The 22,831-nt window shown below is 69.8% G+C and carries 16 protein-coding genes and 5 pseudogenes; 13 read left to right on the top strand and 8 right to left on the bottom strand.

Translation table 11 applies throughout. From position 1 onward, the window contains the following. The first annotated feature begins 126 nt into the window (after window positions 1-126). Complete coding sequence (locus OJJOAM_RS21905; RefSeq protein WP_422649829.1) at window positions 127-1,383, top strand: MFS transporter; 1,257 nt, start codon at window positions 127-129, stop codon at window positions 1,381-1,383. Here the strand turns inward: OJJOAM_RS21905 and OJJOAM_RS21910 are convergent. The 3 genes from OJJOAM_RS21910 to OJJOAM_RS21920 all read right to left on the bottom strand — a co-directional run bounded on the left by OJJOAM_RS21910 (window position 1,368) and on the right by OJJOAM_RS21920 (window position 4,001). After that, entirely contained in the window at window positions 1,368-2,018 is a 651-nt protein-coding gene (locus tag OJJOAM_RS21910; protein ID WP_422649830.1) for a 4-carboxy-4-hydroxy-2-oxoadipate aldolase/oxaloacetate decarboxylase, read from the bottom strand. The genes OJJOAM_RS21905 and OJJOAM_RS21910 overlap by 16 nt on opposite strands. A gap of 86 nt (window positions 2,019-2,104) precedes the next feature. Then, complete coding sequence (locus tag OJJOAM_RS21915) at window positions 2,105-2,974, bottom strand: tripartite tricarboxylate transporter substrate binding protein (RefSeq protein ID WP_422649831.1); 870 nt, start codon at window positions 2,972-2,974, stop codon at window positions 2,105-2,107. Between the two features lie 295 nt (window positions 2,975-3,269). Beyond that, window positions 3,270-4,001, bottom strand: a complete 732-nt coding sequence (locus OJJOAM_RS21920) for an RraA family protein (RefSeq protein ID WP_422649832.1) — start codon at window positions 3,999-4,001, stop codon at window positions 3,270-3,272. 87 nt (window positions 4,002-4,088) lie between these two features. Here OJJOAM_RS21920 and OJJOAM_RS21925 point away from each other — a divergent pair, with 87 nt between their 5' ends. The 12 genes and pseudogenes from OJJOAM_RS21925 to OJJOAM_RS21980 all read left to right on the top strand — a co-directional run bounded on the left by OJJOAM_RS21925 (window position 4,089) and on the right by OJJOAM_RS21980 (window position 15,795). Then, a complete protein-coding gene (locus OJJOAM_RS21925; protein ID WP_422649833.1) occupies window positions 4,089-5,021 on the top strand; it encodes a LysR family transcriptional regulator in 933 nt (310 codons plus the stop codon). A gap of 403 nt (window positions 5,022-5,424) precedes the next feature. Further along, window positions 5,425-6,927 carry a multicopper oxidase family protein gene (locus OJJOAM_RS21930; protein WP_422649834.1) on the top strand — a complete coding sequence of 501 codons (1,503 nt, stop codon included), beginning with the start codon at window positions 5,425-5,427 and terminating at the stop codon, window positions 6,925-6,927. Between the two features lie 156 nt (window positions 6,928-7,083). Further along, entirely contained in the window at window positions 7,084-8,142 is a 1,059-nt protein-coding gene (locus OJJOAM_RS21935) for a sulfonate ABC transporter substrate-binding protein (RefSeq protein ID WP_422649835.1), read from the top strand. After that, window positions 8,139-9,325 (top strand): annotated as a pseudogene (ssuD, locus tag OJJOAM_RS21940) (FMNH2-dependent alkanesulfonate monooxygenase). Before OJJOAM_RS21935 ends, ssuD begins: the two are co-directional and overlap by 4 nt. Before the next feature lie 5 nt (window positions 9,326-9,330). Beyond that, window positions 9,331-10,192, top strand: a pseudogene (gene ssuC / locus OJJOAM_RS21945) (aliphatic sulfonate ABC transporter permease SsuC). 284 nt (window positions 10,193-10,476) lie between these two features. Further along, window positions 10,477-11,221, top strand: a pseudogene (locus OJJOAM_RS21950) (ATP-binding cassette domain-containing protein). After that, entirely contained in the window at window positions 11,221-11,838 is a 618-nt protein-coding gene (ssuE, locus tag OJJOAM_RS21955; protein WP_149316078.1) for an NADPH-dependent FMN reductase, read from the top strand. Before OJJOAM_RS21950 ends, ssuE begins: the two are co-directional and overlap by 1 nt. A 38-nt stretch (window positions 11,839-11,876) precedes the next feature. Then, window positions 11,877-12,095, top strand: coding sequence for a TOBE domain-containing protein (locus OJJOAM_RS21960; RefSeq protein WP_422649836.1), 219 nt, complete (start codon window positions 11,877-11,879; stop codon window positions 12,093-12,095). 68 nt (window positions 12,096-12,163) lie between these two features. Beyond that, window positions 12,164-13,081, top strand: coding sequence for an aliphatic sulfonate ABC transporter substrate-binding protein (locus OJJOAM_RS21965; protein ID WP_422649837.1), 918 nt, complete (start codon window positions 12,164-12,166; stop codon window positions 13,079-13,081). Between the two features lie 344 nt (window positions 13,082-13,425). Continuing rightward, window positions 13,426-13,752, top strand: coding sequence for a hypothetical protein (locus tag OJJOAM_RS21970; RefSeq protein ID WP_422649838.1), 327 nt, complete (start codon window positions 13,426-13,428; stop codon window positions 13,750-13,752). A gap of 2 nt (window positions 13,753-13,754) precedes the next feature. Next, window positions 13,755-15,367 (top strand): annotated as a pseudogene (locus tag OJJOAM_RS21975) (glycoside hydrolase family 68 protein). 86 nt (window positions 15,368-15,453) lie between these two features. After that, window positions 15,454-15,795, top strand: coding sequence for a hypothetical protein (locus tag OJJOAM_RS21980; RefSeq protein ID WP_422649839.1), 342 nt, complete (start codon window positions 15,454-15,456; stop codon window positions 15,793-15,795). A gap of 95 nt (window positions 15,796-15,890) precedes the next feature. Here the strand turns inward: OJJOAM_RS21980 and OJJOAM_RS21985 are convergent, their stop codons facing one another. From OJJOAM_RS21985 to OJJOAM_RS22005, 5 genes and pseudogenes are all read right to left on the bottom strand, one after another. Further along, window positions 15,891-16,475 carry a glycerol-3-phosphate responsive antiterminator gene (locus tag OJJOAM_RS21985; protein ID WP_422649840.1) on the bottom strand — a complete coding sequence of 195 codons (585 nt, stop codon included), beginning with the start codon at window positions 16,473-16,475 and terminating at the stop codon, window positions 15,891-15,893. 5 nt (window positions 16,476-16,480) lie between these two features. Next, window positions 16,481-18,031 (bottom strand): FAD-binding oxidoreductase, encoded by a 1,551-nt coding sequence (locus OJJOAM_RS21990; protein WP_422649841.1) that lies wholly within the window; start codon window positions 18,029-18,031, stop codon window positions 16,481-16,483. Continuing rightward, complete coding sequence (locus OJJOAM_RS21995) at window positions 18,028-19,707, bottom strand: glycerol-3-phosphate dehydrogenase/oxidase (RefSeq protein WP_422649842.1); 1,680 nt, start codon at window positions 19,705-19,707, stop codon at window positions 18,028-18,030. The genes OJJOAM_RS21990 and OJJOAM_RS21995 overlap by 4 nt, the downstream gene beginning before the upstream one ends. A 103-nt stretch (window positions 19,708-19,810) precedes the next feature. After that, a pseudogene (locus OJJOAM_RS22000) lies at window positions 19,811-21,328 on the bottom strand (FGGY family carbohydrate kinase); the annotation flags it as partial. Continuing rightward, a complete protein-coding gene (locus OJJOAM_RS22005) occupies window positions 21,325-22,788 on the bottom strand; it encodes an MFS transporter (RefSeq protein WP_422649843.1) in 1,464 nt (487 codons plus the stop codon). The pseudogene OJJOAM_RS22000 and the gene OJJOAM_RS22005, both read right to left, overlap by 4 nt. Window positions 22,789-22,831: the final 43 nt, after the last annotated feature.

The raw sequence follows: 22,831 nt of genomic DNA on the forward strand, positions 1-22,831 counted from the left end.
GGCACCGATTACGCTTGCCGGACACGCGGGCAGCCCGGCCAATCGGGCCATCCGCCGCGATTGAACAACCCAATGACCGGGCCAATGGCCCGACCAATGACCGGGCGAATGACGGAGCGATTGCCGATGACCCAAGCCGATACATCACGACACGATGATTCCCGCGCCGCGCAGGCGCAGACAGCTTCCCATGCGCCGAGGGACAACCGCTGGCCCGCGGTGGCCGCGGTCGGCCTGGCGACCTTCGGCGTCGTCACCACCGAGATGCTGCCGGTCGGGCTGCTGACGCCGATCGCGCAGGGCCTGCAGGTATCGGCGGGCAGCGCGGGCCTGATGCTGTCCGCGCCCGCGCTGCTGGCGGCGCTGTTCGCCCCGCTGATCGTCATCGGCGCGGGCTCGATCGATCGCCGGCACCTGCTGGCCGCCTTGCTGCTGGCACTGGCCGGCGCCAACGTGCTGTGCGCGCTGGCGCCGACGCTGCCCTGGCTGCTGGCTGCGCGCGTGGTGGTCGGTTTCTGCATCGGTGGCATCTGGGCGGTGGCGGGCGGGCTGGCGCCGCGGCTGGTGGCGGCGCCGTCGGTCGGTTGGGCCACGGCCATCGTCTTCGGCGGGGTATCGGTGGCCTCGGTGGTCGGCGTGCCGCTGGGCGCGTGGCTGGGCGAACTGATCGGCTGGCGCGCGGCGTTCGGCGCGATGGCGATCTGCAGCGGCCTGATCTTCCTGCTGAACATCGCCACGCTGCCGCCGCTGCCGGCCGCCGCCCGCGGCTCGCGGCAAGGACTGCGCGCGCAATTCGGCAACCGCGGGGTGCGGCTCGGCCTGACGGTGACGTTCTTCCTGGTGGCCGGCCACTTCATGGCCTACACCTTCGTGCGGCCCTTGCTGCAGCAGGTCTCGGGCTTCGGCGCGGGCTGGATCGGCGTGCTGCTGTTCGGCTACGGCGTGGCCGGCATGATCGCCAACTTCGTCGCGGGGCCGCTGGCCGGACGGCATCCGGGACGCGCGCTGCTGGCGGTCGCGCTGGCGCTGAGCGCGACGCTGCTGCTGTTCGCGGCGCTGGGCGGCACCATGACCGGCGGTGCGGTGCTGCTGCTGTGCTGGGGGCTGTCGTACGGCGCGGTGTCGGTCTCGGTGCAGAGCTGGATGCTGCGCGCCGCCGACGGCATCGAAGGGATCGAGGCCGCGACCGCGCTGCTGGTGTCGGTCTTCAACCTCGGGATCGCGCTGGGCTCGTTCTTCGGCGGCATCGCGGTCGATGCGGCGGGGCTGCATGCGACGCTGCTGATCGCCGGTGCGCTGACGCTGGCAGCGCTGGTCACTAGCCTGCGCATGCAACGCGCATCGGCGGCCGCGTCCGCCGGCCTCGCTCAGTGCAGGCCGTAGCGCGCCAGCGTGTCCTGCAGTTCCAGCAGCTCGACCATGGTGGCGCCGCCGGCCAGTTGCTCGCGCATCTGCTGCTCCTTGCGTTCGCGCGCCTCGCTGGCCTCGATGACCTGCGCCACCTGCTCGCGCGCCACCACGACCAGGCCGTCGCGATCGCCGACGACGATGTCGCCGGGGCGGATCGCGGCGCCGCCAACGATCAGCGGCACGCCCAGCTTGCCGGGTTGCTGCTTGTTGGTGCCGCGGATGCAGACGCCGCGGCAGAACACCGGGAATCCCATCTCGACGATGCTGGACGCATCGCGCACCGCACCGTCGATGACGAGCCCGGCCAGGCCGATCGTCTGCGCGGCGAAGGTCAGAACGTCGCCCCACGGGCCGGCCTCGGCGAAGCCCTTCGCGTCCACCACCAGCACGTCGCCGGGCCGCGCCTTGGTCAGCGCGTAGTGAATCATCAGGTTGTCGCCGGGACGGATATCGACGGTCAGCGCGGGTCCGGCCAGCCGCATGCCGGGATCGAGCGCGGCGATGCGCGGGTCGACGGCGCCTTGCTGGCCCTGTGCTTCGTGAATGGTGGCCGTGCCGAGCCGTTTCAGGCGGTCGAGCTGGGCAGCGGTGATGTCGGCTTGCGTCATGGCGAGCGGGAAGTCGGGATCAGGATAGGGATGAAAGCAGGGGTGCGAGCGGGGGATACCAGGCGGCGATGGGGCCGGGATGCGATTCAGTCCACCGTGGCGCCGGAGCGCTTGACCAGCGATTCCCAGTACGGCATTTCCCTGGCAATGAAGGCGCGGAACTGCGCGGTGGTGCCGCGCACGTCCGCCGAACCCATGTCCGACAGCTTGCCGGCGATGTCCGGCTGTCCCAGCACCGCGTTCAGCGCGGCGTTCAGCCGCTGCACCAGCGGCCCCGGCGTATCGGCCGGCACGAACAGGCCGTACCAGTTCTCGATCACGAAGCCGGGGAAGCCGGCCTCCTGCATCGTCGGCAGATCGGGCAGCGTGCGGGCGCGTTTGGCACCGGTGGTAGCGAGCGGACGCAGGCGTCCGGATTTCAGTTGCGGGGCGATCGCGGTGGTGGTTTCGAAGGCGATCGGCACCTGACCGGCAATCACGTCGCTCAGCGCCGGCCCCTGTCCGCGATAGGGGATATGAACGATATCGAGCTGGCGTTCGAGCTTGAGCATCTCGCCGGCCAGATGCTGCGGGCTGCCGCTGCCGCCCGAGGCGTAGCTGTATTTGCCGGGCGCGGCCTTGGCCAGCGCGACCAGTTGCGCCACCGAGTTCACCGGCAGCGCGCTGTTGACGTACAGCACCAGCGGCACCGACGCGACCTCGCCGACCGGCGCCAGCGCACGGGTGGGATCGAGCTTGAGCTGGTAGAGATTGCGGTTGATCACGATGCCGGTGTTGTTGCCCAGCAGCGCGGTGCAGCCGTCACCCTTGGCGCGCGCGACGAACTCCGTGCCGATATTGCTGCTGGCGCCGCCGCGGTTGTCGACGATCACGGGCACGCCGAGCTGCTTCGACAGCCCGGGCGACACGATGCGCGCGAGGATATCGGTGGTGCCGCCCGGCGGATAGGGCGACACGATGCGCAGGGTCGCGCAGGGGGTAGGGCTCGGGCGCGGCGGCGCCGGCGCTCGTGGCGGCGAGGCCCAGGCTCGCCATTGCGCCGGCGCCGAGCAGCACGGCGGCGTGCCGGCGCGTAGGGCGGCGCCAGGAAAAGCGGCGAGCGTGGCTGGGTTCGATGATCATGCTGTCTCCTGATGCAATTCGGTGCGACGTGTTTCGTCGTCTGTGGGTAAGGGGTCGATGCCGGCGGTCGTGGGATCGCCCGCAGGCTGTCGAGGACCGTCAATGACCTTCAACGACGTTCGGTAGCCGCTAATGGCCGGCGCGCTGCAGCACGTGATACCCGAACTGGCGGCGGGCCTCGCCCAGCGCCATGCCGGCCAGCGCCGCGTCGAGGATCCGCTGCTCGACATCGCGCGTCCGCAGCGCGCGCTCGATCACGCGCGGCGCCTGCGATCGCGGAATGACGACCACGCCGTCGGCATCGGCCAGCATGTAGTCGCCGGCCACCACGCGCACGTCGCCGAGGCTGACCGGCTGCCCGACGGCCGAGACCTGCACGCGATCCTTGCCGGTACGCATGAACCGTCCGCGCGCAAAGAGCGGATAGCCGGCGGCATCGGCTTCCGCGGTGTCCCGGCACACGCCGTGGATCACGGTGCCGGCGACGCCGCGATGCGCTGCCAGCCGGCTCATGATGCCGCCCCAGACCGTGCAGTCCAGCCGGCCGCCGTTGTCGAGCACGGCCACCGCGCCGGCCGGGATGTCGTCGAGAAAATCGCCGACGGTGCCGGGGGACGCCACGTCCACCGGCACGAAGCTGACGGTGAAGGCCGGGCCGAACAGCGCCGGCGCGCCGGCGATCGGCTGGATGCCCAGCGCGCTGCCGGGCAGGCGGAAATAGTCCAGGGCGTCGGACACCTCGGCGGTGGAGAGCTCGCGCACGGCCTGCAGCCAGCCGTCTTCCCGCTTGTCTCCGTGCCCGTCTTCGTGCCCCTCTGCATGTCCCTCCGCGTGCCCGTCTCCGTGTTGCATGGCTTGCATGTCGATGTCCTCGTAAGCTTGAGGCGCAGTTTCAAGTAAAGTGCGAGCCGGATCAAACATCGATTATTGGACTCGAATTCAGAAAAAATGAACTTGCGACAGCTCAGCTATTTCTGCGCCGTGGTCGACGCGGGCAGCGCCGTCGAGGCCGCCAGCCGGCTGTTCGTCGCGCCGACGGCGATCAGCATGCAGATCGCGCAGCTCGAGGGCCAGCTCGGCGCGCCCGTCTTCGATCGTTCGACGCGGCCCATGTCGCTGACCGCCACCGGCCGCTTCCTGTATCCGCGCGCCAAGGACCTGCTGGCGCAGATGCGGCGCCTCGACGAGGAGGCGCGTGCGGTCGCCGCCGGCAATCTCGGCTGGCTCGGCATCGGCTTCACGCGCTCGGCGATCTTCTCGATCCTGCCCGCGGCGGTGCGCCGTTTCCGCAAGCGCTTTCCCGATGTCCATCTCGAACTGGTAGAGCAGCTGTCCGAGCACCAGCCCGCGCTGCTGCGGCGCGGGCGCATCGATGTGGGGATCTCGCGCTATATCGGCGAATTCGAACGCCCGGCCGATCTCGTGCATACGGTCCTGTTCGAGGAGCCGTTTGTCGCAGCGCTGCCGGCAACGTCGGCACTCGCGCGCCGCAAGTCGCTGCGCGCCGCCGATCTCGGCGCGATGGCGCTGATCCGGTATCCGAAGGACCCGCAGAGCGGCTTTGCCGACCTGATGCTGGCGGCGCTGCGCGAGGCGGGCGCGGACCCGCTGCCGGGCCATGAGGCGATCGAGATCCACACCGCGCTGGGGCTGGTGGCCGCCGGACTCGGCTTTACGCTGGTCGGCGCCTCGGTCGCCGAGGCGAACCGGCCCGATGTCGCCTTCGTGCCGATCGCGGACCTCGGCACCCGCGCAACGGTGGTGGCGGTGACGCGGGCCGATGCGTCGCCGCCGGCAGTGCAGGCCTTTGTCGCCGCGCTGAAGGAGGAAAGGGGCGGCACGGAGCGCCCCGCGCCGCGACGGAAGTCCCGCGCGGGGTAGCGCGGCCAGGCGTGGCGCTTGCCTGGCGCGTGCGCGGCGAATGCGCGGGGGAGGGGGGCGTCCAGTGCGTGGCGCATCGGCGCCATGTCGCCTGCCATGACCTAACATGAGGACTTGTCCCGCCTGCGGTTCCCGCGCGCGGGCGCTCGATGGCAGGAGGTCGCCATGGCTCTGTTCGCAAATGCCGCGATGGCGCGGATTCGTGCGGTGGCAACGGGCGCTGCAAGGGCCCCCGCCGCCCACGCGGCCCCCGCCGCCCACGCGGCCCACGCAGCCCACGCGGTCCTCACGGCCTTCGCAGCCCTTGCAGCGCTGACAGCTTGCGGAGGCGGCGGGGGCGACGACGGCGCGATCGCGATCCCCCCAGCCCGAGGTCGCCACGGCCCGCGATGGCACGCTGCGGATGACCTTGCGCCAGGCTCCGGCCACGATCACCGTGGCCGGCAAGACCTTCACCTCCAATGTCTTCAACGACACCTATGTGCCGCCGGTATTGAAGCTGCGGCGCGGCGAGCGGCTGGAGCTGACGCTGCGAAACCGCATCGGCAAGGCGGACGTGCAGATCGAGGGCCCCGAAGAAACCAACCTCCACTATCACGGCATGTCGATCTCGCCGAAGGCGCCGGCCGACGACATCTTCCTGCATATCGCCAACGGCGCGGACTACCAGTACAGCTGGGAGGTCCCGGCCACGCACCCGCAGGGCACGCACTGGTATCACCCGCATCCACACGGCCTGGTCGAGCCGCAGATACTGAGCGGCATGTCCGGCATGCTGGTGATCGACGGCGTGCTCGACCATTTCCCGGCCTTCGCACGCCTGCCGGAGCGCTACTTCCTGCTCAAGGACATGCAGCTGCCCGGCGCCGACGACAGCGCGCCGCTGACCAAGACCATCAACGGCGTGCTCGGCGGCGTGCTGCGCATGCGGCCCGGCGAGATGCAGGTCTGGCATCTGGGCAATGTGGGCGCCGACGCCTACTTCCATGTCGCGATCGACGGCGTGCCGCTATGGGAATTGAGCCGCGACGGCAATCTGCGCGCCCGGCCCGAACGCAACGCGTCGCTGTTCCTGCCGCCAGGCGCCCGCTCGACCGCCGTGATCCAGGCGCCCGACGTGCCGGGGCGCTATGCGTTCCGCACGCTGGCAGTGGATACCGGACCGCAGGGCGATCCCAACCCGGAGGTTCAGCTGGCCACGCTGATCGTCGAGGGGCCGCGGCACGGCAGTGCCGCACTGCGCGAGGCGCTGGCCGAGCCGGCGGTCGATGTCGATACGCTGACGCCCGCGCAGGTCGCCGCGATGCCGATCACGCGCCGCCGCACGGTGGTCTTCTCCGAATCCGCGGACGGCAATACTTTCTTCATCGACGGCAAGCAGTACGATCCGGCCCGCGACGATGTCACGGTCAATCTGGGGGACGTGGAGGAGTGGACCGTGCAGAACGTCAGCGGCGAGCGCCACGTCTTCCATATCCATCAGCTCGACTTCCTGGTGACCTCGATCAATCAGCAGGATATCGACGAGACGGGCCTGCGCGACGTCATCGACCTGCCATACCAGCAGAACGGCGTGCCGGGCGAGGTCAAGATCGTGATCCCGTTCACCAATCCGCTGATGGTCGGCCGCTTCGTCTTCCACTGCCATATCGTCGGGCACGAGGACGGCGGCATGATGGCCAACGTGGTGGTGCTGGCGCCGGGGCAGACCGTCGCGGCGCCGGCCCGGATGCGGATCGTGACGCCGGTAGCATCGTCAGGATGGGCAGGATCGGCAAAGGCGGCGACTTTCCTGTCGCGCTGGCTGGGCACGCCGGCCCCGGCGCGCATGCCGTGGGAGGACACGGTGTGCCGGTCGCCTCAGGCGCCCGCGAGGGGCGACGGCCTCGCGACGCGGCTGCGCTGAGACGGCCCGCACCCTCGTCCATGGTGCGGGCTCCTGCCCTCGATGCGCGCGCATCCCACATGCGCTGACCGCGTATCGAAATCCGAAACGCTTCGTTTGTCATGGCGGCCCGCCGGGCTATCGTCGGGGCTACTCCGATCCCCGATCCATCAAGCCATGACGCTTTCGATCCCGAATCACGCGCTTCGCGGCCTCCGCGGCCTGCGCGGACTGGCCGCGCTCGCCATCGCCTGCGCCGCCGTGGCCGCTTCCGGCGCCGCGCTGGCCCAAACCGCTGCCGATACCTTGCGCATCGGCTATCAGAAGTCCGCCAGCCTGCTGGTGCTGATCAAATCGCAGCAGTCGCTCGAGCGCCGGCTCGCGCCGCTGGGCACCGCGGTCAAATGGGTCGAGTTTCCGGCCGGCCCGCAATTGCTGGAGGGCCTGAACGTCGGCGCCGTCGATGTCGGCTTCGTCGGCGAGGCGCCGCCGATCTTCGCGCAGGCCGCCGGGGCCGACTTCGTCTACATCGGCTTCGATCCCGCCGCGCCGCAGGCCGAGGCCATCGTGGTGCGCCGGGACTCGCCGGTGCGCACGGTGTCCGATCTGAAGGGCCGCAAGGTCGCGCTGAACAAGGGCTCCAACGTCCATTACCTGCTGGTCAAGGCGCTGGAGAAGGCCGGGCTGAAGATCACCGATATCCAGCCGGTCTATCTCGCGCCGGCCGATGCGCGCGCGGCGTTCGAACGCGGCGCCGTCGACGCCTGGGTCATCTGGGATCCGTTCCTGGCCGCCGCCGAAAAGCAGATCGGCGCGCGCGTGCTGGCCGATGGCCGCGGGCTCGTCAACAACTACGCCTACTACCTTGCCGCGCGGCGCTTTGCCACGCAGAAGCCGCGGATCGTCGAGGCGCTGTTCGATGAGCTGTTGCAGCAGGGCCGGCGCCTGAAGGCCGATACGCGCGCCGCCGCGGCGTCGATCGCCCCGCAGCAGGGGCTGGATATCGACGTCGTCGAACGCACGCTCAATCGCAGCGAGTTCGGCGTCGCGCCGCTGACGCCGGCCGTGGCCGCGCAACAGCAGCAGATCGCCGATACCTTCCACGCGCTGAAGCTGATTCCGAAGCCGATCCGCATTGCCGATGCGCTGCCTGCCGAACGGGAAAAAGGAAACCCACAAGACAAACGGGACGCCGTCGCACAGCGCGGCGTATCGAATGCCGGAGATGCACGATGAAAGTCCTGTGGTTCCTGCCCACGCATGGCGACTCGCGCTACCTGGGCACCGCGAAGGGGCGCGCGCGGCGACCTTCGACTACTTCAAGCAGGTCGCGATCGCGGCCGACAGCTTGGGCTACGAGGGCGTGCTGCTGCCGACCGGCCGTTCCTGCGAGGACTCGTGGATCCTGGCCTCCAGCCTGATCGACGCCACGCGCCGGCTCAAGTTCCTGGTGGCCCTGCGCCCCGGGCTGATGCAGCCGTCGCAGACCGCGCGCATGGCGGCGACGCTGGACCGATTGTCGGGCGGGCGCTTGCTGGTCAACCTCGTGACCGGCGGCGATCCGGAAGAGCTGGAGGGCGACGGCCTGTTCCTGTCGCATCGCGATCGCTACGCGCTGTCGCGCGAATTCCTGACGATCTGGCGCGAGATCCTGGCGCGCAGCCACGATGGCGAGGCGTTCGACTTTGCCGGCGAACATCTGCGCGTCGAGGGCGCGAAGGCGCTGTATCCGCCGATCAGCCGGCCCTATCCGCCGCTGTTCTTCGGCGGCTCGTCGCCCGAGGCCCACGATCTTGCCGCCGAGCAGGTCGATACCTATCTGACCTGGGGCGAGCCGCCCGAGGCGGTGGCGCAGAAGATCGCCGACGTGCGCGCACGCGCCGCCGCGGTCGGCCGCCAGCTGCGCTTCGGCATCCGCCTGCACGTGATCGTGCGCGAGACCGAGGAAGAGGCGTGGCGCGCGGCGAGCGAACTGGTCTCGCATCTGGACGAGGACATCGTCGCCGCGGCCCAGCGCAAGTTCGCCGCGATGGACTCCGTCGGGCAGCGCCGCATGGCGGCACTGCATGGCGGCCGCTTCAACCGGGACGACGTCCGCCAGGGCCTGGAGATCGCGCCGAACCTGTGGGCCGGCGTCGGGCTGGTGCGGGGCGGCGCCGGTACCGCGCTGGTCGGCAACCCCGAGCAGGTGGCGGCGCGCATCCGGGAATACGCGGACCTGGGGCTCGAATATTTCATCCTGTCCGGCTACCCGCATCTGGAAGAGGCGCACCGCTTCGCCGAGCTGGTGTTTCCGCTGCTGCCGCTGGCGCAGCGCGAGGCCGCCCAGCGGGTGCTGACCGGGCCGTTCGGCGAGATCGTCGCCAATACCTTCGTGCCGTCGGCGGCCACGCAAGGCGCCAATCTGTCCGCGAGTTGAACGCCATGTCGAATCCCTCGAAAAGCGGTGCCGCGCTGGCGGCCGATTTTCCTGCGGCCGCGCCGGCGCGCGCGCTGCTGCCCCAGGGCTGGGCTTCCGTGCTGCGGCGCGGCCTGCCGTGGCTCGTGCCGGCCCTGATCCTGCTGCTGTGGGAGCTGGCCTCGCGCAGCGGCTGGCTGTCGAGCCGCGTCCTGCCCGAGCCATTGGCCGTCGTTGCCGCGTTCCGCACGCTGGCGCTGTCCGGCGAGCTGTGGCAGCACACCGCCGTCAGCGCGTGGCGGGCCCTGGCCGGCCTGGCAATCGGCGGTGGCCTCGGGCTGTTGCTGGGGCTGCTGAACGGGACGTTCCGCACCGCCGAGACGCTGCTCGATTCGAGCCTGCAGATGGTGCGCAATATCCCGGCGCTGGCGCTGATCCCGCTGGTGATCCTGTGGTTCGGCATCGACGAGGCGGCCAAGCTGTTCCTGGTCGCGGTCGGGGTGTTCTTTCCGATCTACCTGAACACCTTCCACGGCATCCGCTCGGTCGACAAGGGCCTGATCGAAATGGCGCGCAGCTACGGGCTGTCGGGCTGGGCGCTGTACTGGCAGGTGATCCTGCCCGGCGCGTTGCCGTCGATTCTGGTCGGCCTTCGCTTCTCGCTCGGCCTGATGTGGGTGCTGCTGATCGTCGCGGAAACGATCTCCGCGCAGGCCGGCATCGGCTACCTGACGATGAACGCGCGCGAGTTCCTGCAGACCGACGTGGTGCTGGTCGGCATCCTGCTCTATGCGCTGCTGGGCAAGCTGGCCGACCTGCTGGCCAAGGGGGCTGGAGCGGTGGTGGCTGCGGTGGCATCCGGGCTATCAGAGCGCGGCCAAAGCGTGACCTCATTGGCCTGACCTCACCGACCGGACCTCACCGAGCCGACTTCATCGATCCGATTCGATCGGGCCAACCCGATCGACCTGATTCCGATCGATTCCTACCGGAGTTCATGCGATGCATGCCATGCAACAACATCTGCCGCTGCGGCGCGCGGGCAGGGAGCCCGGCGAATACGGCGAGCCGAGCCCGCGGGCCGCGCCGCGCACTGCCGAGGACGGTACCCACGGTACCCAAGGCAACCACGCCACCCACCGCCCCCCGGCACCGAGGTCGCGGTCAGCGGCCTGCACAAGGCCTATGGCGGCCGCACCGTGCTGCAGCACATCGACCTGCGCATCGCGCCGGGCGAATTCGTCGCCATCGTGGGCCGCAGCGGCTGCGGCAAGAGCACGCTGCTGCGTCTGGTCGCCGGGCTCGAAAGCCCCAGCGCGGGGCGGATCGCGCTCGACGGTCGGCCGCGGGACGGCCATGACGACGGCACCCGCATCATGTTCCAGGACGCGCGGCTGCTGCCGTGGAAGCGCGTGCTCGACAACATCGCGCTGGGACTGCCGGGCCGGGAAGGGCGCGAACGCGCGCGCGAGGCGCTGGCGCAGGTCGGGCTGGCCGAGCGCGCCAACGACTGGCCCGCGGTGCTGTCCGGCGGGCAGCGCCAGCGCGTCGCGCTGGCCCGCGCGCTGGTGCATCGGCCGCGCCTGCTGCTGCTCGACGAGCCGCTGGGGGGCGCTCGATGCGCTGACCCGCATCGAGATGCAGCAGTTGATCGAGCGCCTTTGGCTCGCGCATGGCTTCACCGCGCTGCTGGTCACGCACGATGTGGCAGAGGCCGTCGCGCTGGCCGACCGCGTGGTGCTGATCGAAGACCACCGCATCGCCCTCGACGAGCGCGTGCCGCTGCTGCGCCCGCGCAGCCACGGCGCGCCGGCATTCGCCGCGATCGAGGAACGCGTGCTGCGGCGCGTGCTGCGCCAGCCCGCTATCGCATCCCCTGACAACGACGCGCAGACCCGCGCATTGGCCCCTCTCTGATGAATATCGTCGGCATTCTCGGCAGTCCCTCCACGCCTTCGCGTTCGGCCTACCTGCTGGAGCTCGCGCTCTCGCGGCTGGACGCGATCACGTCCTCCTACCGATCGATCCGGCCGCGCGACCTGCCCGCGCAAGCGCTGACGCAGGCCGATTTCGGCGACGCGCGCCTGCAGGACGCGGTGCGCGCGGTCGGCGAGTCGCAGCTGGTGATCGTCGCCACGCCGATCTACAAGGCCTCGTACAGCGGCGTGCTGAAGGCCTTCCTCGACCTGCTGCCGCAGGACGGGCTGCGCGACAAGACCGTGCTGCCGCTGGCCACCGGCGGCAGCCCCGCCCATCTGCTGGCGCTCGACTATGCGCTCAAGCCGGTGCTGTCGGCGCTCGGCGCCCGCGACATCCTCGATGGCATCTACGCGACCGACCAGCAGCTGCCGTCGCGGCCCGAGGGCGGGTACAGCGCGGCCGCCGACATCGTCGAACGGCTCGACCGCTCCGTGCAGCGCGTTGCGGCCCGCGCGCGCGAACTGCGCGAGCGCGAGGCCGAGCTGGCGCGGGCGGCGTCCGCGCGGGCAAACAGCGAGCCATGGCCGGCCGAGCGCGTCCGCTGGTCCGTCTGAGCGCGCCATTACTGAGCCATTTCAACCAGGAACCTGTCATGACGATTCATGCCATCAACGTGCGCAACCAGTTTCGCGGCAAGATCCGCGAAATCATCGAGGGGCCGGTCGTATCCGAGATCGACGTCGAGACCCCCGGCGGATTGGTGGTGACCTCGGTCATTACCACCCGCTCGGTCAAGGAGCTCGAACTTGCGGTCGGCAAGGAGGTGATCGCGCTCGTCAAGTCGACCGAAGTGTCGATCGCCACGCTATGAGGGGGAGGGGGGAGCGGCATGCAAGGGAAGCGACGGCAGCTGCTGCTGGCAGGGGCCGGCATCGCGGCATGGACGCTGGGGGCGCGGCGCGCGCGCAAGCGGGCGGCAAGCCCGAAACCGTGCGGATCGGCTATCAGAAGTCGTCGACGCTGATGATCGTGCTGAAGTCGCGCGGCACGCTGGAGAAGGCACTGGCACCGCAGGGCGTCTCGGTGTCGTGGCACGAGTTCACTTCGGGTCTGCCGCTGCTCGAGGCGCTCAATGTCGGCGGGCTGGACCTCAGTGCCGATGTCGCCGACGCGGTGCCGCCGTTCGCGCTCGCTGCCGGAGCGAAGCTGACCTACTACGCGATCGAGACGCCGTCGCCGACGGCGCAGGCGATCGTCGTGCCGCGCGATTCGCCATTGACCACGATCGCGCAATTGAAGGGCCACAGGGTCGCCTTTGCCAAGGGCGCCGGCGCGCACTACCTGCTGCTGGAGGCGCTGGCGCGCAACGGCCTGTCGATGCGCGATATCGAGCCGGCGTATCTGACCCCGGCGGACGCGCGCGCCGCCTTCGAGCGCGGCAACGTGTCGGCCTGGGTCATCTGGGATCCGTTCCTTGCGGCCGCGCAGCGCCAGGCGCAGGCGCGCGTGCTGGCCGATGGCACCGGCCTGGCGAGTTATCGCCGCTTCTATCTGGCGGCCAGCGACTTCGCGCGCCGCCGCGCCGACGTGCTGGCCACGGTGTTCGATGCGCTTGCCCAGGCCGGCGACTGGGTCAAGGCCAATCCGGCCGCGGCGGCCGAATGGCACGCGCCGCTGATCGGCCTGGACGCGGCCACCGTCGAGATCGCCAACCGCCGGCGCAGCTACCGGCTGCAGGCGGTCGACGCGCCCGCGCTCGACGAGCAGCAGCGCATCGCCGATGCCTTCCACGCGCAGCAGATCATTCCGCGCAAGGTGGTGGTGAGCGCTTCGCCGGTCTGGCGGCGGCAGGCCTGAGCAACGCGGGCACACCGTGCGCACATCGCGTGCACACCGTGCGCACATCGCGTGCGCACCGCATGTGGACCGCATGTGGACCGCTTGCATGCCGGCCCCGATCGAAGGCTTGGCATTCGGCCAACCGGTGTACTAACCTCGTTCTACGTTGCGGTGAACCGGGTTTACCCGGGCCGTAACGGCGCCGTCGCAGGCGCACGCGCAGGGCGCTTGCCCTGGCTCGACTCAGTCCACTTCGCAATCCTCATGTGGCCATGCCCGGCAGGAATGATCCGCGCTGGCCAACACAGACTCGAACGATGAGCGGGACCGTCCTGGTCCCGGGTCATCCTTCACGAGCGCGCATGGCGCAGCATGCCGATGCCGCCTTTGTCCGCGACCTGTCCTTGTGGTCGCGTGGGGACTTCCCCGGCAAGACGCTGGCTTCGGATGACCTGCAACCGAGAGGCGCGCCCGTGTCCGCATTGCGCGGCTTCGTGGGCCCGCGCGGCCCGCGCGGATCGACGTGGCTTCACGCGGTGGCACGCGCTGTCACGCTGTCACGTGTGCGCCCGACAGGCCGCCCCTTCCCGCATCCGTCCGAATTCGCCCAGCGTCGTGATCCTGTTGGCGCTTCCGTGTCCGTCGTCGCGACGGCATCGGAGGCGCTCGTCTCTTCGACGCCGAGGTAATCATGAGCAACGTTTCTCTTCGCATCCCGGAAGGCATCGGCAGGTGCCTGCTGACCGTCGGCACCGCATCGGTGCCCTTGCTGCTGGCGGTCGCGCCGGCCCGTTCCCAGACCGCGCCCCCTGCGCCCGCGCCCACTCCCCCATACGCAGGAAGCCAAGGACCCGACCAGCAACTTCACCGCGCGATGGACCCGCGCCGATGCGCGCCAGATCATGGCGATGTCCTCGCCCAACGTGACCCCCGGGCAAAACTCGCTGCCGCAGCATCTGACGATGCCCGATATACCGGCCAATTTCCCGCAGACCAACGATCGGGTGTGGGTCTGGGACACGTGGCCGCTGACCGATGCGAAGGCCAACCAGTACAGCTACAAGGGCTGGGAGATCATCTTCTCGCTGACCGCCGATCGCAATGCGGGCTATACGTTCGACGACCGGCATATCCATGCGCGCATCGGCTACTTCTATCGCCGCGCCGGCATTCCGGCCTCCCGGCGGCCGGCGAACGGCGGCTGGATCTATGGCGGGCATCTGTTCCCGGATGGTTCCAGCGTGCAGATCTTCGGCGGCGCGCCGATGACCCACAACGCCGAGTGGTCCGGCTCGACGCGCATCATGCCCGATGGCCGCATCGTGGTGTTCTATACCGCGACCTCGTTCAACCGGTCGAGCCCGTCGGGCGGCAATATCACGCCGCCGATCGCCATCATTGCGAAGGCGGAAGGCCGCGTCGAGGCCGATCACAACGGCGTGCGGCTGACCGGCTTCAACGAGCATATGAAGCTGCTGGAGCCGGATGGCACGTGGTACCAGACCGGGCAGCAGAACGAGTTCTTCTCGTTCCGCGATCCCTTCACCTTCGAGGACCCGGCGAATCCCGGCGTCACCTTCATGGTGTTCGAGGGCAACAGCGCCGGCCCGCGCGGCGCGCGCACCTGCACCGAGCAGGACCTGGGTTACGCGCCGAACGACCCCCAGCGCGAGGACCTGAACGCGGTGATGGACTCGGGGGCGGTGTTCCAGAAGGCCAACGTGGGACTGGCGGTGGCGATCAACAAGCAGCTGAGCCGCTGGGTGTTCCTGCCGCCGATCCTGTCGGCCAATTGCGTCAACGACCAGACCGAGCGGCCGCAGATCTATATCAAGGACGGCAAGTACTACCTGTTCACCATCAGCCATCGCTCCACCTATGCCGCCGGGGTCGATGGTCCGGACGGCGTCTACGGCTTCGTCGGCAACGGCGTGCGCAGCGACTACCAGCCGTTGAACAACGGCAGCGGACTGGTGCTGGGCAATCCGACCGACATGAACCGGCCGCGCGGCGAGCCCTTCGCGCTCGATCCCACGCAGAATCCCCCGCACCTTCCAGTCGTATTCGCACTACGTGATGCCGGGCGGGCTGGTCGAGTCCTTTATCGATGCCATCGGCGCGCGGCGCGGCGGTTCGCTCGCGCCGACGGTGCGCATCGACATCCAGGGCGCCAACACAGCGGTCGATCGCAGCTATGGCGTCAATGGGCTCGGCGGCTATGGCGACATTCCCGCCAATCGCGAGGCCCTGTTCAGCCTGCGTGGCGTGCTGATCGGCGACCTGGTGCGCCGGCTGTTCGACTGAGGGAGGTTGCGATGCAAAGGATCGCTGTATTGCAAGGCAGGCGACCGGCCGCCGCGCCGCGGAAGGGGTTGCTGCCATTACTGCCGTTGTCGCTGCTACTGCTGCTGGCGGCATGCGGCGGCGGCTCGCCGGACGAGGGCGCGCGGCTCAGCGACGCGGCGCAGCGCGGGCTGACCGAGGCGCCAGCTGCCGCACCGCCGGACACGGCATCGGCCGCGGACCCGTTGGCGACCGCGGCCGCCGAAGGCGTGATCGAGGGCGAGGCGCCGGAATCGGCCGGCACGCCGCCGGTCGCCCCGCATCCGACCCGGCTGGTGATGCTGGAAGACGGACTCTACGCCCGCGACGCCGGCGACAACTGGAAGAAGTACGAGAACGGGAGCTGGGTATCGGTGCACGCGCCGCAGCTGCCGTCGGGCATGCAGTAGCGTGGAGGGCGGCGCGGCACGGCAGATACGTTGGCATCGACCGTGCGCGCGCCCTTGAACCCTTCAGCCCTTCATCCCTTCATCCCGCCATCCCATCACCCCTTCAGCGCCTTCGGCTCGAGGTGCCACAGCTTGCGGTCGCTGGTCGACACCGCGACCGCGCCGTGGGCCAGCGCGCTGCGGATGTCGTCCCGGTTGCAGACGAAGCCCGAGGTGACGATCGGCGGCAGCCCCTTGCGGTCCGCCTCGGGCAGATGCGCCAGCATCGGCGCCGGCATGATCTGCACGAGGTTCGGATCGCTCTGCTCCAGCGCTTTGACGCTGCGCGGCCAGGTCGAGCGGTCGGTCACGAAGACCTTCTGCATCGTCACCATGCCGGCGCGGTTGGCGCGCTGGATGGTCGCCACGCGGGTCGAGACCAGGCTCGCCACGCCGATGTCGGCCAGGTAGTCGACGCCACCCTTGTCCTGCGACAGGCCTTCGCAGCTGTCGATATTGACGATCACGTATTTGCCGGCCTGGGCCAGCGTGGCGATCACCGGCTGCAGCTTGCGCAGCTCGACGTTGGCGACGATCGACACCTCGGCGGCGCTGTCGACGAAGGCGTCGACCTGTTCGACCCCGTACAGCGTCGCAATGACGGGATGCCGCATCAGGCGTGCACCGAGGGACTTGTCCATGGCGTTTATCCGGCTTCGTGGGACAGGGCGTCGGTCAGGCCCAGCTTCCCGGGGTTCAGGATGTTGTGCGGATCGAGCGCGCGCTTCACGGTGGCAAGCAGCGGGAAGGCGCTGCCCAGCGACGGCGCCATATACGGCGCGCGCAGCAGGCCGATGCCGTGATGGTGGCTCAGCGCGGCATTGTATTGAATCAGCACCGCGTTGGCCGCATCCCAGGCCGCGCGATACCACCGTTGCCGGTCCTCGACCGCGACCTCGCCGCGCAGCGAGAAATACAGGCAGGCGCCGTCGACATAGGCGTGCGACTGGTGCGCGGAGCCGGCCAGCGTGCCAGGCACCGCGTTGATCGCGGCGACCACGTCGCGATGGATATCGGCCAGCGCGCTCCACGGCCCGCACATCTCCAGCGTATCGGCGACGAAGCCGGGGCTGCGCTTGAAGCCCTCGGCGCTCTTGCCGGTCAGGTAGCGCGTATCGAGCCAGCGCTCGAAGATCGCATCGCCGTCCAGCGGCTCGCCCAGCTCGCGGCACACGCGTTCGCTGATCGTCATCACCGCCTCCACCATCTCCGGCGCGCCTTCGTCTGCGACCAGCAGCACATTGGTGTCGGCCAGGCCGAACTGCACGCCGCTCTCGAGTTCGTCGTAGAGCCGCAGCGCGGCCGGATTGCCGCCTTGCTGCAGGATCTGCCGGCAGGCTTCCAGGCCGATGGCGAAGGTCTTGAAGCCATAGGCAATGGCGCGGCCGTGGTCCGGCAGCCGATGCAGCTTCAGTCGTACGCGCACGATCACGCCGAGCGTGCCTTCCGAGCCGATGAACAGCTGCTGCAGGTCCGGCCCGAGCGCCGCGCGCGAATAGCCGCCGACGGTGACGAGCCGCCCGTCGGCCAGCACCACGTCCATGCCGAACACCATGTCCTCGATCTTGCCGTAGCGCGTCGACAGCTGGCCGGCGCCGCGGCACGCGACCCAGCCGCCGACGGTGCTGATGGCATACGACGACGGCCAGTGGCCCATCGTCATGCCGTACTCGCGCTGGATGGTCTGCTCGAAGATGTCGCCGAACATGCCGGCCTCGACCTCGACGATCTGGCTGTCGCGATCGAAACCGAGCAGCCGGTTCATGCCGCACACGTCCAGCACGATGCCGCCGCGCACCGGCAGCGCGGCACCGGTGACATTGCTGCGGCCGGCGGACACGGTGACCGGAATGGCGCGCTCGCTGGCGATGCGCATCACCGCCTGTACCTGCTCGACGGTGGAGGCGCGCACGATCGCCGCACGCGGCGTGGCCGGCTTGCCGGCGGTCTCGGTCATCATCGATCCGGCCCACCAGTCGCGCGTCCACGCGACCACGCTGCCGGTATCGGTCAGCACCTCGTCGGCGGCCTGCCGCAGCGCCGCCAGCGTGGCGGCGTCGACCGTCACGGCATCGCGCTGCAGCCCCGGCACGTCGGGCGTCCGCGCGATGGTGGCGGCGTAGCCCGGCGGCGTGTGCGCGCCGACCACGTAGTTGCCGCGGTTGTAGCCGCGCTTGATGGCTTCCTTGCTGATCATGCTGCATCTCCCATGAGAACGGATTTTTCGAGGGCGACGGCGTCCAGGTAGTCGCCGACCTGCCGTGCCACGGCCGCCTCGGACAATCCGAGTTCGGCCTGAAGAAGTTGGCCCACGCGCGCGGCGGCGCGGGCGGAGGCGTCGCGCGCCATCAGGCGGGCGCGCATGCGGCGCGACAGCACGTCGTCGACGGTGGCCGCGAGTTCGTGGCGGGCCGCGTAGACGACCTCGGCCTCGGTGTAGGGCAGGCCCTCGACGATCGGCCGCGCGAGGTGCGGATCGGCCTGCAGGATGTCGCTGACGAAGCGGGCCTCGGTGCCATAGCGCTCGCCCAGGTGGGCCGACAGGCCACCCGAGGCGACGATGGCCTGCGCGTCGTAGCCGGCCGCGCCCAGCAGCCAGGCCGATTTCGTGCGGCACGCCGCGCGCTTGCCGATGACCTTCTGCGCCGCGTCGATGGTCTGCTCGGCCATATGGCGCGAGGTCGTCAGCTTGCCGCCGACCACGGTCACCAGGCCGTCGTCGGCGATGCGGATGTCGTGATCGCGCGGGATTTCCAGCGTCTTGCCGCCGGGCGGGGCGACCAGCGGCCGGCAGCCCGCGATGCTGCCGACCACGTCGTCGGGCTGCAGGTCGGTCTTCAACGCCGAGCGCGCGCCCTCGAGCAGGAAGTCCAGCTCGCGGCGCGTGCACAGCACGTTGTCGAGATCGCCCTCGTAGTCCTCGTCGGTGGTGCCGAGGTAGGAGACGTTGCCCCAGCGCGTGATGGTGGCGCGGCGGTTGCGGCCGGGCACCGGGATCGTCACCGTGCAGTCGTTGCGGATCTTCAGCCAGGGGATCGCGACATGCACGCCCTTGGCCGGGCGGATATGCAGCGTCTTCGCTTCGCCGGCCTTGCGGCCGGTCCAGTCGCGCAGCCAGACGCCGGTCGCCATCACCACCACGCCGGCGCGCACGCGGATCTCGCGCTCGCCGGCCTGCACGATGGCGCCGTCGACCTTGCCGTGGCCGTCGCGCGTGATCTCGGCCACGCGGGCGTGGTTGACCACGGCGGCGCCATGGAAGGCCGCGGTGCGCGCGATATTGAGCGTCAGGCGGGCGTCGTCGACGCGCGCGTCGAAGTACATGAAGCCGCCGGTCAGGTATTGCTCGTTGAAGTTCGGGCAGTGCGACAGCACCTCGGCCTTGGTCAGTTTCTGGTGCAGGATGCCTTCGCGCCAGCCGCCGGCCAGGTCATAGGTCCACAGCAGGCTGTCGAAGGCCTTGGCCAGGCGCTTGTCGAACACGCCGTCGCGCTCCATCACCGGAAACAGGAACGGCAGCCGCTGCACCAGATGCCGCGCATTGCGGCGCAGGCGCTGGCGCTCGAGCAGCGAATGGCGGACCAGGCGGAGATTGCCGTGCTCGATATAGCGCAGGCCGCCGTGCACCATCTTCGAGGACTTGGACGAGGTGCCCGAGGCGAAGTCGCTCTTCTCGACCAGCGCGACGCGGTAGCCGCGCAGCGCGGCATCGAGCGCGGTGTACGCGCCCGTGACGCCGCCGCCGACCACCAGCACGTCGAACCGCTCGCTGTGCAGCCGCTCCAGCTGCTCCTGACGATCCAGCCGCAGGGGCTCGGTGCTGGCCATGGCGGCACGCGCGCGGCTGGCGCTTCGGGATGGCAGAACCATCATGTTGATTGCTTCTCCTTGTTATTGGGCCGCCGGGGCATCGGCATGCACGCCGGCCTGCGAGGGGGGCTTGCGAGTGGGCTTGTGAAAGGGCTCGCGAGTGGGCATTGGCAATGGCATCGACATGCCCGAGTTCCGATGCGATGCGCGCATGCCACCGCGCGCGGCGCTCCGCGCGCTGGTCCGCGCCGATCGCCGGCTCGAACACCGCGTCGGCGGCGGTGGTGGCGCGGGCCTGCTGCAGGTCGTCCCACAGCAGCCCCGACGAGCCGGCGAGGAAGGCGATGCCGCGCAGGCTGGCGCGGTCGGTCTCCTTCATGCGCAGGATCGGCAGGCCGGTCAGGTCGGCCTGCATCTGCAGCAGCGCGTCGCTGCCCGACAGTCCGCCGCCGACCAGCAGGCTCGATACGTCGACGCCCGCCATGTCGCGGTTCGCCTCGATGCAGGAGCTGACCGAATGCGCGATGCCGTCGAGGATGGCGTAGGCGATCTCGGCCTGCGTGGTCGCCATCGAGATGCCGTTCAGCGCCGCGCGCGCGGCCGGCTCCATGCGCGGCACGCGCAGGCCGGTCAGCGCGGGGATGAAAGTCACGCCGCCAGAAGAAGACACGCCGGCCGCCAGCGCGCTGATCTGCCGGGCGTCGTCGAACCAGTGCAGCTTGTCGCAGATCCAGTTCAGCGCCGAGCCGGTGGTGGCGACGAAGGTCTCGACCGAGAAGTGCGACTGGCCGCCGTGGCGGCGCGCCGTCATCGTCAGCGTGCTGTCGGACTGCCCCATCGCTGCGGGCAGCGTCGGGCCGACGATCAGGTCGACGAAGCTGCCGGTGCCGTGCAGGCACATCGACTGGCCGGCGTCCAGGCAGCCCAGGCCGACCGCACCGGCCAGCTGGTCGCCGGCGCAGGCGAGGATCGGCACCTCGATCCCCAGCACGTCGGGCCGCGTGCGGCCGAAGTCGTCGGCGTCCTGACGCAGCGTGGGCAGCAGCTCGGCGGGAAAGCCCAGCGCGTCGAGCCAGTCGAGCCGATAGCGGTGCTCGGCCAGCACGTAGGCGCTGCACGAGGTGGCGTTGGTCGGCGTGGTCACGACGGCGCGTTCGCTCGACAGATGCCACAGCAGCCAGCTGTCGATGGTGCCGAAGGCTAGCCGACGCGCGCGCCACGCGTCGGCGACCGCCGGCGTCTCGCGCAGGTGCCGCGCCGCCCACAGATAGGGCGAGCGCACGCCGGCCGGGCGGCCGACGCTCGGCCGCAGCTTCCCGTCCCACGCCGCGGCGAGCCGTTCCAGCTCGGCGGCGTAGCGCGTGTCCTGCCACACCATCGCCGGCACCAGCGCGCGGCCGGTGGCGGTATCCCACAGCACCGCGGTGGCGCGCTGCGTCGCGATGGCGAGCGCCACCACGCGCCGTCCTTCACGGTCCGCATGGGCCAGCGTCGCGCGGCAGACGGCCAGCGTCTTGTCGAGCAGGACATTGGCGTCCTGCTCGACCACGCCGGGGCGTGGCGAATCGACCTTCAGCGTCGTGTATTCGAGGCACGAGACATGGCCGTCCGCGCCGACCAGCGCGGCGCGCGTGCCGGACGTGCCTTCGTCGATGGCGAGAATGACGTCGGTGGTGCGGGTCATGGCCGGGATTTCTCGATGGCGGGATTCAGGAAGGGCGAGGGCGCCTCGGTGTCGCCGCGGAACTGCGGCGCATCGGCCTCGTTGTCCGGATGGACGGCCGTGCGGGTCGGATCCCAGCGGATCGCGAAGCAGATCAGGCTTGCGACCAGCGGCACCACCGACAGGATCAGGAAGGTCTTCTCCAGCCCGTATTCCGCGCGGAACAGCGGAAACACCAGCAGGCCGAGCGCGGCACCGATCGCGCCAAGCGCGCCGATCACGCCGTTGGCGCCGGCGCGCAGCTCGCTGCGGAACGACAGCGACGACAGGCTCTTGCCGTTGGCGCCCGGGCCGCCGGAATGGAACAGGATGAACAGCGAGGGCACCAGCACCGCGACCCACAGCGGCATCTTGCCGTTGAACAAGCCCAGTACCAGCAGCATCGCGAACACCGCGGCAAAGCCGAAGGCGGAGGCGCGGCGCAGGCCCAGCCTGCGGCCGATGACCGGCGACAGGAAGCCGCCGACGATGCCGCAGACGTTGAAGACCAGCGCGCCGATGGTGGCGTAGACGAAGTCCTTGCCGAACAGCGCCGCGCTGATCAGCGGCAGGTACCAGCCGATGGCGAAATACTGGATCGACTGGCCGATCTGCACGGTGGCCGCCAGGATGGTGCGCGGCAGATAGATGCCGCGGAAGATCAGCAGCACATTGGCCAGGCCCCGCCGCGCCTGGTTCAACACCGGAATGCGCTCGGCCGGCGGCGCCGCGGTGAAGGGGCGGCCGTAGATGCGGGTCATCGCCAGCGCGGCGGCCTCGAGCCGTTCCTTGCGAGCGAGCCATGTCGGGCTCTCGACCAGGAACAGCAGTTGCAGCACCAGGATCGCCACGCCGAAGATCGCGGTGGCCGCCACCGAATAGCGCCAGATCGCATCGCCGACCTGCCACGAGTGGAACAGCAGCGCCAGCAGCAGGTTGGTGCAGACCGCCGTGTACCACATGCCCTGCCAGGTATTGAGGCGGCTCTTGAGCTTGACCGGGGTGAATTCGGCCAGCACGGCCATCGCGATGGCGAAGTCGATGCCGTAGGCCGCGCCGACGAAGAAGCGGCCGACCAGGATCACTTCAAACGTGGGCGCGAAGACGACCAGTACGGCGCCGACCACGGCCAGCACCTTGGCCAGGATCAGCGGACGCACGCGGCCCCAGCGATCGGCCATCCAGCCGCCGATCGGATTGAAGGCGATCGCGACCCACGAGGCGAACGAGGTCAGCAGCGCGACCTGTGCCGGCGCGAGCGCGAGATCGCGCGTCATCGGCCCGAGGCCGGCGCTCAATGCGGAATTGGAAAAGGCGTCGAGAAACAGTCCGCCGAGTGCGAGCCACCAGATCAGGCCGGCTCTGCCCCGTATACCCGGACAGGAATCGATATAGGCGATGACATCGTCGATGCCACGAAGGCGGATGGCAGGCGCTTGCACGGCGGTCTCCTTGAATTGTTCTGTAAGAGGCCGCAGCAAACTG

The organism is Cupriavidus sp. H18C1, assembly GCF_049311595.1.
In the GTDB taxonomy this organism is placed as follows: domain Bacteria; phylum Pseudomonadota; class Gammaproteobacteria; order Burkholderiales; family Burkholderiaceae; genus Cupriavidus; species Cupriavidus cauae.

Coding starts and splice junctions, on each gene's coding strand:
- OJJOAM_RS21905 (WP_422649829.1), top strand. CDS start 127: ATGACCCAAGCCGATACATCACGACACGATGATTCCCGCGCCGCGCAG.
- OJJOAM_RS21910 (WP_422649830.1), bottom strand. CDS start 2,018: ATGACGCAAGCCGACATCACCGCTGCCCAGCTCGACCGCCTGAAACGG.
- OJJOAM_RS21920 (WP_422649832.1), bottom strand. CDS start 4,001: ATGCAAGCCATGCAACACGGAGACGGGCACGCGGAGGGACATGCAGAG.
- OJJOAM_RS21925 (WP_422649833.1), top strand. CDS start 4,089: ATGAACTTGCGACAGCTCAGCTATTTCTGCGCCGTGGTCGACGCGGGC.
- OJJOAM_RS21930 (WP_422649834.1), top strand. CDS start 5,425: ATGACCTTGCGCCAGGCTCCGGCCACGATCACCGTGGCCGGCAAGACC.
- OJJOAM_RS21935 (WP_422649835.1), top strand. CDS start 7,084: ATGACGCTTTCGATCCCGAATCACGCGCTTCGCGGCCTCCGCGGCCTG.
- ssuE (WP_149316078.1), top strand. CDS start 11,221: ATGAATATCGTCGGCATTCTCGGCAGTCCCTCCACGCCTTCGCGTTCG.
- OJJOAM_RS21960 (WP_422649836.1), top strand. CDS start 11,877: ATGACGATTCATGCCATCAACGTGCGCAACCAGTTTCGCGGCAAGATC.
- OJJOAM_RS21965 (WP_422649837.1), top strand. CDS start 12,164: ATGGACGCTGGGGGCGCGGCGCGCGCGCAAGCGGGCGGCAAGCCCGAA.
- OJJOAM_RS21970 (WP_422649838.1), top strand. CDS start 13,426: ATGGCGCAGCATGCCGATGCCGCCTTTGTCCGCGACCTGTCCTTGTGG.
- OJJOAM_RS21985 (WP_422649840.1), bottom strand. CDS start 16,475: ATGGACAAGTCCCTCGGTGCACGCCTGATGCGGCATCCCGTCATTGCG.
- OJJOAM_RS21990 (WP_422649841.1), bottom strand. CDS start 18,031: ATGATCAGCAAGGAAGCCATCAAGCGCGGCTACAACCGCGGCAACTAC.
- OJJOAM_RS21995 (WP_422649842.1), bottom strand. CDS start 19,707: ATGATGGTTCTGCCATCCCGAAGCGCCAGCCGCGCGCGTGCCGCCATG.